Annotated in this window: 10 protein-coding genes; 1 reads left to right on the forward strand and 9 read right to left on the reverse strand. The window is 72.1% G+C overall.

Going from position 1 to position 13,880, the window contains the following annotated elements:
• Positions 1–131 precede the first annotated feature (131 nt).
• The 5 genes from ACW9TB_RS26790 to ACW9TB_RS26810 all read right to left on the reverse strand — a co-directional run bounded on the left by ACW9TB_RS26790 (position 132) and on the right by ACW9TB_RS26810 (position 7,801).
• Positions 132–1,427, reverse strand: a complete 1,296-nt coding sequence (locus ACW9TB_RS26790) for an AAA family ATPase (protein ID WP_472750824.1) — start codon at positions 1,425–1,427, stop codon at positions 132–134.
• 430 nt (positions 1,428–1,857) lie between these two features.
• On the reverse strand, positions 1,858–3,327 hold the full coding sequence (locus tag ACW9TB_RS26795) for a hypothetical protein (RefSeq protein WP_472750825.1): 1,470 nt from the start codon (positions 3,325–3,327) through the stop codon (positions 1,858–1,860).
• A gap of 310 nt (positions 3,328–3,637) precedes the next feature.
• On the reverse strand, positions 3,638–4,765 hold the full coding sequence (locus tag ACW9TB_RS26800) for a hypothetical protein (RefSeq protein ID WP_472750826.1): 1,128 nt from the start codon (positions 4,763–4,765) through the stop codon (positions 3,638–3,640).
• Between the two features lie 28 nt (positions 4,766–4,793).
• A complete protein-coding gene (locus ACW9TB_RS26805) occupies positions 4,794–5,570 on the reverse strand; it encodes a hypothetical protein (RefSeq protein ID WP_472750827.1) in 777 nt (258 codons plus the stop codon).
• Between the two features lie 134 nt (positions 5,571–5,704).
• Entirely contained in the window at positions 5,705–7,801 is a 2,097-nt protein-coding gene (locus tag ACW9TB_RS26810) for a HelD family protein (protein WP_472750828.1), read from the reverse strand.
• A 73-nt stretch (positions 7,802–7,874) separates the two neighbouring features.
• Between ACW9TB_RS26810 and ACW9TB_RS26815 the strand changes: the two genes are divergently transcribed.
• On the forward strand, positions 7,875–8,480 hold the full coding sequence (locus ACW9TB_RS26815; RefSeq protein WP_472750829.1) for a TetR family transcriptional regulator: 606 nt from the start codon (positions 7,875–7,877) through the stop codon (positions 8,478–8,480).
• 58 nt (positions 8,481–8,538) lie between these two features.
• Here ACW9TB_RS26815 and gndA read toward each other — a convergent pair whose 3' ends face one another.
• The 4 genes from gndA to ACW9TB_RS26835 all read right to left on the reverse strand — a co-directional run bounded on the left by gndA (position 8,539) and on the right by ACW9TB_RS26835 (position 13,474).
• Positions 8,539–9,969 carry an NADP-dependent phosphogluconate dehydrogenase gene (gene gndA / locus ACW9TB_RS26820; RefSeq protein ID WP_472750830.1) on the reverse strand — a complete coding sequence of 477 codons (1,431 nt, stop codon included), beginning with the start codon at positions 9,967–9,969 and terminating at the stop codon, positions 8,539–8,541.
• 155 nt (positions 9,970–10,124) lie between these two features.
• A complete protein-coding gene (locus tag ACW9TB_RS26825; protein WP_472750831.1) occupies positions 10,125–11,753 on the reverse strand; it encodes a serine/threonine-protein kinase in 1,629 nt (542 codons plus the stop codon).
• Positions 11,754–11,939: 186 nt separating this feature from the next.
• Positions 11,940–12,758 carry an ABC transporter permease gene (locus ACW9TB_RS26830; RefSeq protein ID WP_472750832.1) on the reverse strand — a complete coding sequence of 273 codons (819 nt, stop codon included), beginning with the start codon at positions 12,756–12,758 and terminating at the stop codon, positions 11,940–11,942.
• Positions 12,755–13,474 carry an ABC transporter ATP-binding protein gene (locus tag ACW9TB_RS26835; RefSeq protein ID WP_472750833.1) on the reverse strand — a complete coding sequence of 240 codons (720 nt, stop codon included), beginning with the start codon at positions 13,472–13,474 and terminating at the stop codon, positions 12,755–12,757. Before ACW9TB_RS26835 ends, ACW9TB_RS26830 begins: the two co-directional genes overlap by 4 nt.
• Between the last annotated feature and the right edge of the window lie 406 nt (positions 13,475–13,880).

Here is a 13,880-nt window from a genome sequence, read left to right on the forward strand (position 1 = left end):
GTCACCTGTCCGGGGTCACCCGATGGATCGGGACGCACCCTCAGGGTCTCCGTGCCCGTCCGGTGAGCTCGCAGGCCGGGGCACCCGATGGATCAGCGCGTGCCCTCGTACCCACCCGGTAAAGCCGCCGGTCATCCGTCCGGGGTCACCCGGTGTTTGGAGAGGTGGGCCAGCACCGCCTGGTTGGCCTCCCAGCCGTCGGGGAACTTCACCGGCACGCCGAGCTGGACCGGTTCGGACGACGGGTGGGCGTCCAGGAGCTCGGGAATGCCCGCCCTGGCCACCACGACGCAGGCGTGGCGGTGCCGGGAGGTGAGCACGCACAGCCGCCCCGACTCCAGGTGGAACGCGGTGGCGTCGCGGCGCCCGGAGAGCGGGTGGAGCACGATCGTCACGTCGTACTCCCGGCCCTGCAGCCGGTTGGCGGTGTCCACCGTGATCTCCGGCGGCACCCCGGCGGCCCTGATCGCGGCGACCTGGTCGCGGTGCGCGGCGCCGATGGCGATCCGGTCGGCCGTGACGGGGTGGCTGCCGCGTTCGGAGTGCGCGACCGGGCCCCGCTGGAGCAGCCGCGTCGCCAGGATCGCGGTCGCCGCCACGGCCTCCGCGTCGGTGCGTACCGTGTGGCGGCTCGGCAGCTCGTACAGCGCCCAGCCCGACACGGCCGCCTCCTCCAGCGCCCGGTCGTGGGAGGTGCGCATGCCGTTCACGGTGAACTCCAGCGACCGGTCGTCGGGGCCCGTCCCCGCGCGGAACCCGGTGAACGGGTAGAACGCCTCGGAGACCACCGGCGCCGCCGAGGCGGGCAGCCGCCAGGAGACCGGCAGCCGGTGCACCGGCAGGTCGGGGTTGTGCCGCAGCAGCACCGAGACCGCGCTCTGCACCGGATCCCACGACAGGCCCGCCCAGCGGTCGCCGTCCACGATGGAGAACGGGTCGAGCTGGCCGGGGTCGCCCACGAACAGCGACCGCTCGAACAGCGAGGCGATGCGCAGCAGCTTGTCCGAGCGCATCTGGTACGCCTCGTCGACGATGGCCCAGGGCCAGGTGCGGTCGCCGATCCAGGCCCACTTGTCGGCGGTGGCGACCACCACGGCCGGGTCCCCCAGGTCGGGCAGCTTGCCCGCGACCGAGACGTTGGGGTGGGCGAGGATACGGCCGGGCGTGATGTAGCCGCTCGCCGACAGGCGGCCGATCGGCAGGTCGGGATGCTCGGCCGCGAGCCGCTCCACCAGGTCGTCGACCTGCTCGTTGGTCTGGGCGACGATCATCAGTGGTTCGCCGGTCTCCGCGATGTGCCCGGCCGCCCTCACCACCAGTGTGGACTTGCCCGCGCCCGGCGGCGAGTCCACCACCACGCCCCGGTGGCGGGGCAGGTCGGCCAGCACGGCCTTCACCACGGCCGCCGCCTCCTGCTGCGGGGTCACGCCGCACCCCCGTTGCGATCCGCCGCGCGGTCGGCGCGCGCCGTGCCCGCTTCGCGATCCGCTTCGTGGAAAGCGCGCGCCGTGTCCCCGTCACGGTCGGCGCGTGTCGTGTTCCCGTCGCGGTTCGCCGCGCGGGAAGCGCATGCCGTGTCCGCTTCGCGGAAGCGGAAAGCGCGCGCGGTGTTCCTGTCGCGGTCCGTCGTGTGGGGGGCGTGCGCGGCGTTTCCGTCGCGGCTCGCCGCGCGGGAGGCGCATGCGGTGCCCGCTGCGTGGAAAGCGCGCGTTGTGTTCCCGTCGCGGGAGGCGTACGCGCCGGGACGGGACGCCGCACGGCGGAGCGAGGTCCGGTGCACGCTCACCGGGTGCCCACGGCGCGGACGCTCCGCCCTTCGAGGCGAATGGGGCGAGTAGGGCGAGTGGGGCGAGGCTGTCACAGCCATTCCTCCTGCGCGTCGTCGTCGCCGGGTTCGTACTCCTGCGGGGGCCCTCCGTGGGTCCACGGCGTCTGCTCCGGGTCGGGCAGCGCCGCCGACGACTGGAAGTCGTCGGTCAGCGAGGTGTACGAGACCCGCTCGCCCGGCTCGGGCACCGAACCGGGGGCCGGTGTCCTGCCCCGTCCCATCCCCTTGGTGATCTTAAGGGTGATCTCCCCGTCCGCGATCTCGACGATCTCGGCGGCGTGGCCGCGCCGGTCGGGGCTGCCGACCGTGCTCCCCGGGGAGAGCCGCACCGGGTCGTCGGTCCGTACCGTGATCAGGGGCCGGAGCTTGCGCGAGCGGCCCTCTCCCTCGCTGTGCTCGGGGTCGGCGGCCGTCACCGTCCCGGCGAAGGCCTCGCCGCTCAGCCGGTACTCGGCCATGAGCAGCGGGTCGTCGTGGGCCCGCTGCACGTCGTAGCTCGCCCGAGCCCGTTCCATCCCCGCCAGCCGCGCGGCGGCACCGACCGCCCCGTCCCTGCGCGCCTGGGGCGGCCCGCCCTCGGCGATCCGCTCGACGAACCGGGTGAACGAGCCACGGTCGATCTCCCAGCGGTCCTTCACCCGCGACCCCTCGGGCAGGGAGCGCAGCAGGTCCACGCTCCGCCACATCAGCCGCCAGGTGGGGTCGAGCTGGGTGCGCAGCGCCTGGCTGATCCGGTCGACGGCGCGATCGGTCGGCGCCTCCTCGTAGGCGCGTATCGCGGGGCCGAGCACCTCGTTGTCGAAGCCGGGATCGGTGGCGGGACCCGCAGGGGGCCAGAGCAGCGGGTCCTCGGCCTCCTCGGCCGCCCGGCGCCCGGACATTCCCGGCGGCGGGTCGATCCAGCCCAGCAGCGCCGCCAGGTTGGCGTTCTCCAGGCCGCTCTGCCCGGTCGCCCAGTGCAGGCTCAGCGCCTCGGTGGCCGTGAGCAGCACCGACGAGCCCGGCTGCCGCGACCGGTCGGTGAGGTAGGTCAGCCACCGGCCGAGCAGCGGCACCGACGGGTGTACCGGGTAGGGGCCCTCGGCCCGGCGGAACCGGGTGGACCGGCCCAGCAGCGCGGCGAACGAGGCCGCAGGCCGGTTCGGCACCAGGATCTGCGGCGCGTCCAGACACCGTTCGTACGGTTCGCCGCCCCTGCGCTCGACCGTCTCGGTGCTCTTCTCGAACCCCTCGATGTACGGCAGCAGCACCTCGGCCAGCTCGGCGGCGAAGGCGAACCGCAGGTCCCGGTTGCGGGGCTGGGGAACGACGAGCAGCCGGGGGTGACCCGGGTCGGTGCCGACCATGGCGGCCAGCGGCGCGGCGGCCTCGCCCGCGAGCTTGAGCGGGATGAGCACCAGCGGCTGGGCGGAGATGTGGCAGTGCCGGACCGTGGTGATCCGCTGCGCGACGCCGTCCCTGACGGCCCGCAGCTGCGCCAGCGCCGTCAGCGCGCTCACCCGCCGCCCCCCGTCCGCCTCGCGGCCCCGGCCGGACCGGATCCGCCCGCCACCACCGAAGCGGTCCCGCGTGCGCCGGATCCGCCCGCCGTCACCGAAGCGATTCCTCGTACGCCGGATCCGCCTGTCCTCGCTGAAGCGGTTCCTCGTACGCCGGGCCCGCCCGCCGCCGAAGCGGTCTCGCGCACGCCGAGTCCGCCCGCCGCCGAAGCGGTTCCGCGTACGCCGGTCCCGGCCGAGGTGGTCTCCCGTGCGGCCGGTCCGCCGACCCCCGCCGCGACGGCTCCTCGCGCGGCCGGTTCTCCCGTCCTCACCGCAGCGACTCCTCGCGCAGCCGGTTCGCCAGCCGGAGCAGGCGGGCGATCTCCTCCTGGCCCTCGGCCGGTTCGCGGGTGCCCTCGGCCAGGCCGAGCGCCTCGTCCATGCCGGAGACGCCGCCCAGCTGGTCGCGTACCTGGCGTCCGAGCAGGTCGGTGGACCCGCAGGCGCGGGCCTCGTCACGGCAGAACATGCACATGTCGCAGGTCGACAGGCAGTCGGGCGCGTAGCGGGCGGGCACCCGCAGCAGCGCCTGGGCCAGCTCCTCCGCCGAGCGGGTCGGCACGCCGTCCTCGCCGGGGGCGAGGTCGAAGGTGAGGTCGCCGGGCAGGCCCTCCAGCAGGTGCTCGACCCTGGTCATCCGGGTGAGCTGGCGGTTGAGGACCGAGAGGTGCTTGCGCACGTCGACCAGTGCCGCCGTCGGGCGGTTGGCGAAGTTCTCCGGGCAGACGAGGACCACGTCGTGGGAGACGCGCCCAGGGTCGTGGCCGAGGTCGGCCATGAGCGTGCGCAGCGCCATGACGTAGACCGCCGCTTGCCGCGCCGCCGCCGCGACCTTGTCCGGCTCGGCCTGGCCGTCGATCATGCTGAACGACTTGATCTCGACGATGTGGAAGCGCCCCCCGATCTGGAAGGCCACCACGTCGGGCTCCAGGTAGGAGGTGTGCCCGGCGATCTCCAGGCTGAACAGCGGGTGGTCGTAGAACACCGCGGTCCCGTCGTCCTCGCGCGCCGCGCGGTCGATCAGCGCCCGGGTGTGCGAGTGGCGCAGGTGGGAGCCGACGCTCTCCACGTCCTGGTAGCCGACCTGGGCGACCTCCAGGCCGAGCAGCTCGCGCAGGAGCCGCAGCAGCTCGGCGCAGCCGTTCTCCTTCACCAGCGACTCGAACAGGTTGCCACGGGTGATCGCGAACTGGGACTGGCCGAACGGCGCGGGGAAGCCGACGTGCCGGGCCGTGAGGTCCTTGTCGACACCCGCGGCGTCCATCACCGCCCGGCGCGTGCAGCCGGGATTGGCGGCCAGCGCCGCGATGGCCCGCGCGTCGTGCGGGTGGGACGGCATCGGCCCGCGCAGCGCGTCGAGCCGGTTCAGGAAGGCCCTCTCCCCGAGCTTGTTCATGAGCCGGTCTCCCCGGCCAGCCTGGTCTTCAACAGGCCCCCCTCAAGGTGTTCATCGCGGTGGCGCCGAACAGGCGCTCCGCGTCCGGTAGTTGCCTCGTCGCCCGCGCCGCCACCTCGGCCCGCTGCGCCGAGTCGGCGGCCAGGTGCACCTCCAGCTCGGCCCGTGCGGCGCGGATCGCGGTCGCCGGGTCGGCCGGGGCGAAGCCCTCGACGGCGCCCGGGATGTTCTGCGCCATCCGCGACAGCAGCCGCACCGCTCCCGAAGGCGGCTCCGTCAGCCGCGTCAGGTGCTCGGCGACGCGCATCGCCGAGGTGAGGAAGTCGACGCGCGGGCTCAGCGGCCCCAGCACCCGCAGCTCGGGCGGCCACGTGCTGTCGGCGAGCAGCCCCCGGGCGGGGGAGAGGCGGTCGGTCAGCGCGGCGCACAGGTAGTACGGCCTGGCGTAGGGGTCGCCGCGAAACGAGCGCTCCTCGTCGCGCCGCAGGCTGGTCAGCTGGGAGCCGCGCAGCTCGCGGGAGAAGAAGGCGTCGTTCACCGCGACGATCAGCTTGGCCGACGTCGGCACGCCCAGCATGGCCAGCGCCTGGTGGACCTGCTCCCTGATGGGCAGCAGCGAGGTCTCCGGTTCGTGCGGCGGCGCCGGGGCCTCGGAGGTTATCGCCGCGTCCCACGCCTGCTCCGCCCTGCGTAACTCCCCGCGCAGCGACCGGGCGAGCGAGTTCTCCCTCGCCTTGACCGCCCGCCGCACCTCGGCGCGGAGGTCGGCTATTCGCCGTTCCAGCGCGTCCAGTGGATCACTCACGGCTCGGAGCGTAACAGGAGTTCCACCAGCCTCCCTTGAATTCCAGCGAATTCCAGTATTAAGCCCGGATCGTGTAATGGTAATAACAGGATGAAAAGCGCATTTAATGCGAAAACTATCGGGCGGGACGCGGATCAGCCGTCGTGGCCGGTCCCCGCCCCGGACGGGAACCAGGCGGGCAGCGGGAGGGCGTGCAGCACGTCCAGCCGCGACACCGCCCGGGTCAGGGCGACATAGAGCACGTTGGGGCCCCGCTCTCCCGTTCCCGCGATCCCCGCCGGTTCGGCCACCACCACGTGGTCGTACTCCAGGCCCTTGGCCGTCGACGCGGGAACGGCGGTGACCCGGACCCCGCCCGCCCCGCCCTCGTCCAGGGCGGCGATCTCGATCCCCGCCGCCCTCAGCGCCGTCACCAGCGCGCCGAGGGACGCGTCGGCGGCGATCACCGCGATCGAGCCGTCGTGACCGAGCGCGTCGCGTACCGCGGTGACCGTGGCGGCGGCGAGGTCGGGCGCCCGGTGGACCCGCAGGCGGCCGTCCGTACGGAACGAGCGGGTCCTGGGCACGTCCACGGCCAGCTCCTCCAGCAGGCGGTTGGCGATCGCGACGACGGCGGCCGGCACCCGGAACCCCGTGGTCAGGGCGATCAGCTCCGCGTCCGGCTTGCCCAGGTGGGCCAGGTGGTCCCGCCAGCCCCGGGCCGCCCACGGCGTGGTGCCCTGCGCCAGGTCGCCGAGCACGGTGATCGAGCCGTGCTCGCTCCTGCGGGCGACGGCGCGGCACTGCATCGGCGAGAGGTCCTGCGCCTCGTCGACGATGACGTGGCCGTACCCCCTCGGACGCTCCACCAGCCCCGAGACCTCGTCGAGGAGCACGAGGTCGGCCGCCGACCACCGGGCGCTCTTGAACGAGCGCGGCGGCCTCGCCCACAGGATCGCCGACCGCTCGGCGGGGGTGAGGATCCCGTCCGCGGCCACGGCCAGCGCCGCGGGGTCGCCGAGCAGCTCGGCCACCACCTCCTCGGGACGGACGGCTGGCCACACCGCGTCGACGTACCCGATGACGGCCCTGGCCATCCGGCGCGTCCAGGCGACGTTCGTGACCTGGCCGCGCGCCTCCGCCTGCCGCAGCAGGACGGCCACGGTACGCGACAGCACCCGCTCACGGCCCACACCGTACGGGGTCGCCTCCCGCAGGGCGCCGTCCACGATGTCGCGGAACTCCTCCAGGCCCACCCGCCAGCGGTAGGTGCCGTCGGGAACGGCGACCGGCTCCCCGGGGGCCGTCACCCGCCCGTACAGCGCCCGGCGCAGCACTTCCGCCATGCGGACGTCGTGCTTGACGGCCGCGGCCTCCTCGCCGTCGGCGCCCCGGAGCGGCCCGCGCTCCAGCAGCCCCTCCACGGTCGTCTGCTCGACGTCGACCTCGCCCAGCGCCGGGAGCACGGCCGAGATGTAGCCCAGGAACGCCCGGTTGGGGCCGAGGATCAGCACGCCCCCGCGGGTGAGCCGCTGCCGGTGGGTGTAGAGCAGGTAGGCGGCCCGGTGCAGTCCCACGGCGGTCTTGCCCGTACCGGGCGCCCCCTGGACGCAGATCGACTCGTCGAGCCCGGCGCGGACCAGCTCGTCCTGCTCGGGCTGGATGGTGGCGACGATGTCGCGCATCGGCCCGACGCGGGGACGCTCGATCTCGGCGGCCACGATCCGGCTCGCCGTGCCCAGGTCCTGGCCGAGGTCGAGGCGCTCGTCCTCGAAGCCGGTCAGCGCGACCGGTTTCCGCGACCAGCCGAAGCGGCGCCGTACGGACACCCCGCGCGGGTCGCGGGCGCTCGACCGGTAGAACGCCATGGAGACGGGAGCGCGCCAGTCGATCACCATCGGCGGACGGCCGGTGCCGCCGGAGATGTGGCGCCGCCCGATGTAGTACCGCTGCCCCCGATGCTCGCTCGGGCCCGAACCGGAGCCTGAGCCTGAGCTGGCGTCGGTGTCGGCGTCGGAACCGGCGTCGGTGCCGAAGTCGAGGCGGCCGAAGAACGGCGGCCCCTCCGGCTGCTCCTCCAGCTCCTTGGCGAGGCTCTTCAGGTGGTAGCCCAGCCTCTCCGCGCTGTAGCGGTCGCCCGCCACCCGCTCGCCGATGACGACGTTCAGCCGCGCGCCCTCGATCATCCGGCGCATCGCCGCCTCGCACTCCGCCAGATAGGCCCGCTCGTCGTCGAGTCCCGTGTCGGTCATCGCACCTCACCCCTAAAAAAGCTTAACTCGGTTAAGATATTAACCGAGTTGCGACTCTGTTAGGTTGGAACGCGTGACAGGACTGCGTGAACGCAAGAGACAGCAGGTCCACGAGGCGATCTCGGCGGCGGCGATCGCGCTCTTCCTGGAGCGCGGATTCGACGAGGTGCCGGTCGCGGAGGTGGCGGCGGCGGCCGGGGTCTCCAAGCCGACCCTTTTCAAGTACTTCCCGACGAAGGAGGACCTCGTCCTGCACCGCATCTCCGACCACCAGGGAGAGGCGGCCAGGGTCGTCCGCGAGCGCGGGGCGGGCGAGGCGCCGCTGGCGGCGCTGCACCGGCACTTCCTGGACGGGCTTGGGCGGCGCGATCCCGTGACGGGGCTCAACGACCATCCCCAGGTGCTCCGCTACCACCGGATGGTCTTCTCCACACCCGGCCTCGCGGCCCGGGTGCTCCACTACATAGCCCTCGACGAGGAGGCCCTCGCCGGCGCGCTCGCCGAGGTCACCGACGAGCTCACCGCGCTGCTCGTCGCCGGTCAGGTCCTCGCCGCGCAGCGGGTGCTGGCCCGGCGCAACTGGCTGGCCCTCGTCGAGGGAGCGACGGCCGAGGAGATCCACCCCTCGGCCGTCGCCGCCGCCGACCGCGCGTTCGCGCTGCTCCCCGACCTGCCCTGAGCCTTCCCGGGCTTCTCCGGGTACGGGGTGGGGGCGGGCGGCGCCGCCCCCGGGAAAACTAGCCCTCGACCTCCGTGCGGTCGGCCGACCACAGCGTGTGGAAGGAGCCCTCGCGGTCCACCCGCTCGTAGGTGTGCGCGCCGAAGAAGTCACGCTGGCCCTGGATCAGGGCCGCGGGCAGGCGCTCGGCGCGCAGCCCGTCGTAGTAGGCCAGCGCGGTCGAGAAGCCGGGCGCCGGGATGCCCAGCTCGGCGGCCTTCGCCACCACCCGCCGCCACGAGTCCTGGGCCAGGGTCAGCGCCTCGGCGAAGTAGGGCGCGGCGAGCAGGGTGACCGGCTTGTCCTCCGCCGCGTACGCCTCGCGGATGCGGTCGAGGAAGACGGCGCGGATGATGCAGCCGCCCCGCCAGATCGTGGCCAGCGCGCCGAGGTCGAGATCCCAGCCGTACTCCGTGCTGCCGACCCTGAGCTGGTCGAACCCCTGGGCGTAGGCGACGATCTTCGAGGCGTACAGCGCCCGCCGCACGTCCTCGGCGAACTCCTCGCCGACGGCCCCGGCGGGCACGCCCGACGGGCCCGGCAGGCCGCGCGCGGCCTCGCGCAGGTCCGCGTGGCCGGACAGGGAGCGGGCGAACACCGCCTCGGCGATGCCGCTCACCGGAACGCCCAGGTCCAGCGCGATCTGCACCGTCCAGCGGCCGGTGCCCTTCTGCTCCGCCCGGTCGGCGATCACGTCGACGAGCGGCTTGCCCGTGGCCGCGTCGACCTGGCGCAGCACCTCGGCGGTGATCTCGATCAGGTACGAGGACAGCTCACCCTCGTTCCACTCCGCGAAGATGTCCGCGAGCTCCGCCGGGGTCTTGCCGAGTCCCTGCCTGATCAGGTCGTAGGCCTCGGCGATGAGCTGCATGTCGGCGTACTCGATGCCGTTGTGCACCATCTTCACGTAGTGCCCGGCGCCGTCGGGGCCGATGTGCGTGCAGCAGGGCACGCCGTCCACCTTCGCCGCGATGTCCTCCAGCAGCGGGCCCAGCGCCTCGTACGACTCCTTCGAGCCGCCGGGCATGATGCTCGGCCCGAGCAGCGCGCCCTCCTCGCCGCCGGAGACCCCCGCGCCGACGAAGTGGAGGCCGCGCTCGCGCAGCGCGGCCTCACGCCTGCGCGTGTCGAGGAAGTGCGCGTTCCCGCCGTCCACGAGCATGTCGCCCGGCTCCAGCAGGGGGGCGAACTCCTCGATCACCGCGTCGGTCGGCGCACCCGCCTTGACCATGATCAGAATGCGCCGGGGGCGCTCCAGCGCCGCGACGAACTCCTCGGCGGTCTCACAGGGGACAAAGGTTCCCTCGTCCCCGTGTTCCTCGATCAATGCCTTGGTCCTGTGCTGGGACCTGTTGTGTACCGCTACCGAGTGCCCATGCCTGGCCAGGTTGCGGGCGAGGTTCGCCCCCATCACGGCCAGTCCTGTCACACCGATCTGAGCCTGAGTCATCTCTGACACTCCTTTGTCGTGTCCAAGAATGCCAGTCTGCACCCACCGCCGATCAAAGGTACGAAGAGGGCACCGGCGAAAGGGCCCCGGAGCCGTACGGTTCCGCGAACCGCCGGTCCCCACGGGGTTCCCGCGCACGAGGGAGCCCCGGGAGATCAGCGGCGGAACAGGGTCCCGGGAGCCTCGGAGCCCAGGACCCCGCCCAGGCAGCGGTAGGTCCGCGCGCCCCCCTGGAACTGCTCCTTCGAGGGCGGCATGACCGTGCTCCGCCACCTGGTCCTGGCGACCCCGCGGGCGTCGCCGTACCGGGAGGAGAGCATGATCTGCGCCGAGCAGACCTTCTTCACCGTCGGATGCTTCTCCAGAGCCGCCAGGTCGTAGGTGAGCGAGTCCTGAGGCAGCGGGGCGATCGCGAACGTCTCCCACGAGTGGGACTCCTCGCAGCCGATCCGCTTGGCCGTGGTGTCGCCCGCGATCGAGACGAGGCCGCCCCAGCACTCGGCCTCCGCCACGCACGCGGCCCCCGCGCCCGCCACCCCCGTGGCGGGGCAGGCGGTCGTGACCGTGGCGACCTCCGGGACCTTGGACGCCGTTGCCGTGCCTCCGCCGTCCTCGCCTTGGAGGGCCCGCTGCCCGGTGGACGGGGTCTGGTCGCGGTTCTCGATGTACATGAGCCCGACTCCGGCCATCAGCAGGATCACGAAGGCCACGGCCACCGCGACGAAGACCCGCACGTTCGACGAGGCGGGATGCGCCGGGACCGCCGAGGGCGGCTGGGTGCCGGAGAGCGCCTTCGCACCCGGCGACGTCAGATGCGACCGCACCGCCTCCCCGCCCGGTCCCGGAGGTGTGCCGTACGGCGGCGCGTGCGAGACCTCCGCCGCGTACGCCGGTGCTGATGCCGGTATCGGGGGAGGGGTGACGGGGCGTGGGGCGCGGGACCGGCGGGCCGGGCCGCCCCCCTCCAGGCGCAGGTCCGTGAGGGCGTCGCGCAGCGCGGCCACCGAGGGGGTACGCCGCGCGGGGTCGGTGGCCATCGCATCCCTGAGCACGGCGGTCAGCTCCGGCGGCACCCCCGGGATCTCGGGGACCGGCAGCCGGTGCAGGGCCATGATGACCGCGATGTTGACCACGCCGCTCTCGGGAAAGCGCGGCGGGCGCCCGGAGAGCAGCGCGTACAGCGTGGCGGCGAGGGAGTAGACGTCACCGGCGGCGGCGGGCTCGGTCAGCTCGAACGCCTCGGGCGGCGCGTAGGCGGGGGTGAGGGACTCCCGGGTCACCGACGCCTCGCTGCCCGAGGACGGCATGGTGGCCAGGCCGAAGTCGGAGAGCACCACGTTGCCGTACCGGTTGATCAGGATGTTGGCGGGCTTGATGTCGCGGTGCAGCACCCCGGCGGCGTGCGCGGCCGACAGCGCGTCGGCGATCCGGATGCCGATGTCGGCGACCTCAGCTGGCGGCAGCCGCTTCTCGGCCCGCATCCGGTCCAGCAGCGACCCGCCGGGACACAGCTCCAGGACCATGTACGGCCGGCCGTCGGGCAGGACCCCCGCGTCGTAGACATGGGCGACGTGCGGATGACCGGAGAGGGCTCCGGCCGAGGTCACCTCACGCATGAAGCGGCGCCGGTCCCGCTCGGAGACGAGCACCCGGTTGTCCACCTTGAGCGCGACCTCGCGCTCCACCGCCAGCTGCCTGGCCCGGTAGACGATCCCGAAACCGCCCTGGCCGAGCACCCCGGACACCTCGTAGCCCGGTACCGCAAAGGCGCCAGCTCCGGCCACCTGCCACCTCCTGAAGACGAGCGGCAGATTACCGGAGTTTCCACCGTGAACCGTGGCTATATCCCCTTATGCCTGGTCAGGCGAACGACGCCCGTCCCCTTGTCTCTCGCTGCCCGCCGTCCCGCTTACTGCTTATACGCCTTATTCGCCTTGCCTGCCTTATCTACCTTGTCTGCCTTACGCGCCTTATTCGCCGAAGCGGGACAGCCGCCCGCGTACGCGAGCGTGGCGCAGTGCCCACGCGAACAGGCCGAGGGTGGCGACGAGGTAGACGACGTCCAGCAGGGCCGCCCAGGCGAGGCTCTCCCAGGGCACGGCGCCGCCGTTCAGCACGGTTCGCATTCCGGTGAAGACGTGGGTCGCGGGCAGGAACCCCGCGATGGCCTGGAGAGGACCGGGAAGCGTCTCGACGGGATAGAAGATGCCCGCCAGCGGCTGCACCACGAAGACCAGGGACCAGGCGATCACCTGGGCGTTCTCACCGAAGCGCAACACCGCGCAGATGCCCACCAGGCCGATGGACCATCCCATGACCAGCAGCAACGCCATGAACGGCACCATCCCCGCGCCCAGGCTCGTGATGCCGAAACCGTAGAGGGCGAGTGCCAGCCCCGACATGATCGCGATGGCGAAGACGACCTTGCCGAACGAGAACACGATCAGCCCGACCACGTACTCGACATTGGAAAGCGGGCTGACCTGGACGTTCAGTAAATTCCTGCTCCAGATGTCCTCAAGGAACGCGATGGAGATCTCGTTGCTGGCCTTCTGGAGCACCTGCCACAGCAGGACCGCGCCGAGCAGGAAGGCGGCGATGAACGGCACGCGCTGCGACTGCAGGAACAGCGTCACGAAGCCCCAGACGAACAGCTCGATCGTGGGCCAGAAGACGATCTCGAATATCCGGACCGGGCTACGGCGCAGCGCCGCCAGGTCGCGGAAGACCACGCCACTGACGCGCTGCCCGCGCGCGGCCAGGCCGAGCGGGGGAAGGGTGATCGTCATGATCGCGCCACCTTGAGAAAGACCTCTTCCAGATCCACCGCGCCGTAGACGTCGGTGAGCTCGGTGGTGCTTCCGCTGGCCACGATCCGGCCCTCGGCCATGAAATGGACGCGGTGACACATCCGCTCCACCTCCTGCATGTTGTGGGACGTGATGAGCATCGCGCGCCCGCTCTCGGAGGCCACCCGGACGAGCAGGTTGCGGATCCGGTCACCGGCGTCGGGGTCGAGGTTGGCGGTGGGTTCGTCCAGGATGAGCAGGCTCGGCTCGTTGATCAGGGCCTTGGCGAGCTGCACGCGCGTGCGCTGGCCGGAGGAGAGCTCCATCACGCGGCGCCTGCGCAGCGGGCCCAGCTCCAGCAGCTCGATGACCTCCTCCACCCGGACCCTCGGCTTCCGTACGCCGTACAGCCGGGCGAAGACGTCAAGCACCTCGCGCACGTGCAGGATGCCGGGGAGGTCGACGTAGCTCGCGGCGAAGTTGATCCGGCTGAGCACCTCGGTCCGGTTGTCGGCGAGGTCCAGGCCGAACATGCGGACGCTGCCGCTGTCGGGAGTGATCAGGCCGAGGAGCATGTGCAGGGTCGTCGACTTGCCCGCGCCGTTGGGGCCGAGCAACCCGACGATCTGGCCCGCGTCGACGGTGAGGCTCACCTCCTGGACGGCGGCCACCGAGCCGAATCTCTTCGCCAGCGCCACAGCCTCAAGAATCACCACCAAGCAAGCGTGCGCTCCGCCGCCCCTCCCGGGCAATCGGTTTTCCTCCGGTTGGCGCGGTTGATTTGACGATGTGGGTCGGGGTTCATAAAGTTCACCAGACCCGAGGGAGACGGCGGTGGCGCCGGGGCCTCGGAACCCTCTCTGAACGATCTTCATCCTTAGGGGATCTTTGTCCCCAAAAGGGTCTGATTCGACATGAATCGGACGATCAAGTAAGTTAGCAGGGTTGCTCCGAAAGGAGACGCGCTGAATTCTGAAAGACAGGTAAGCCGGATCGGGTCGGTTTGACACGAAAAAGCAAGCCTGAAAGAGTAAAGGCACAACGAAAGAACAGAATAAAACAAAACGAACGCCCCGGAGTTCTGACCGGTTAGCTGGTTGGTCAGGGTGATGGTGTACGCGT

The sequence above is a fragment of the Streptosporangium sp. H13245 genome, from assembly GCF_055690525.1.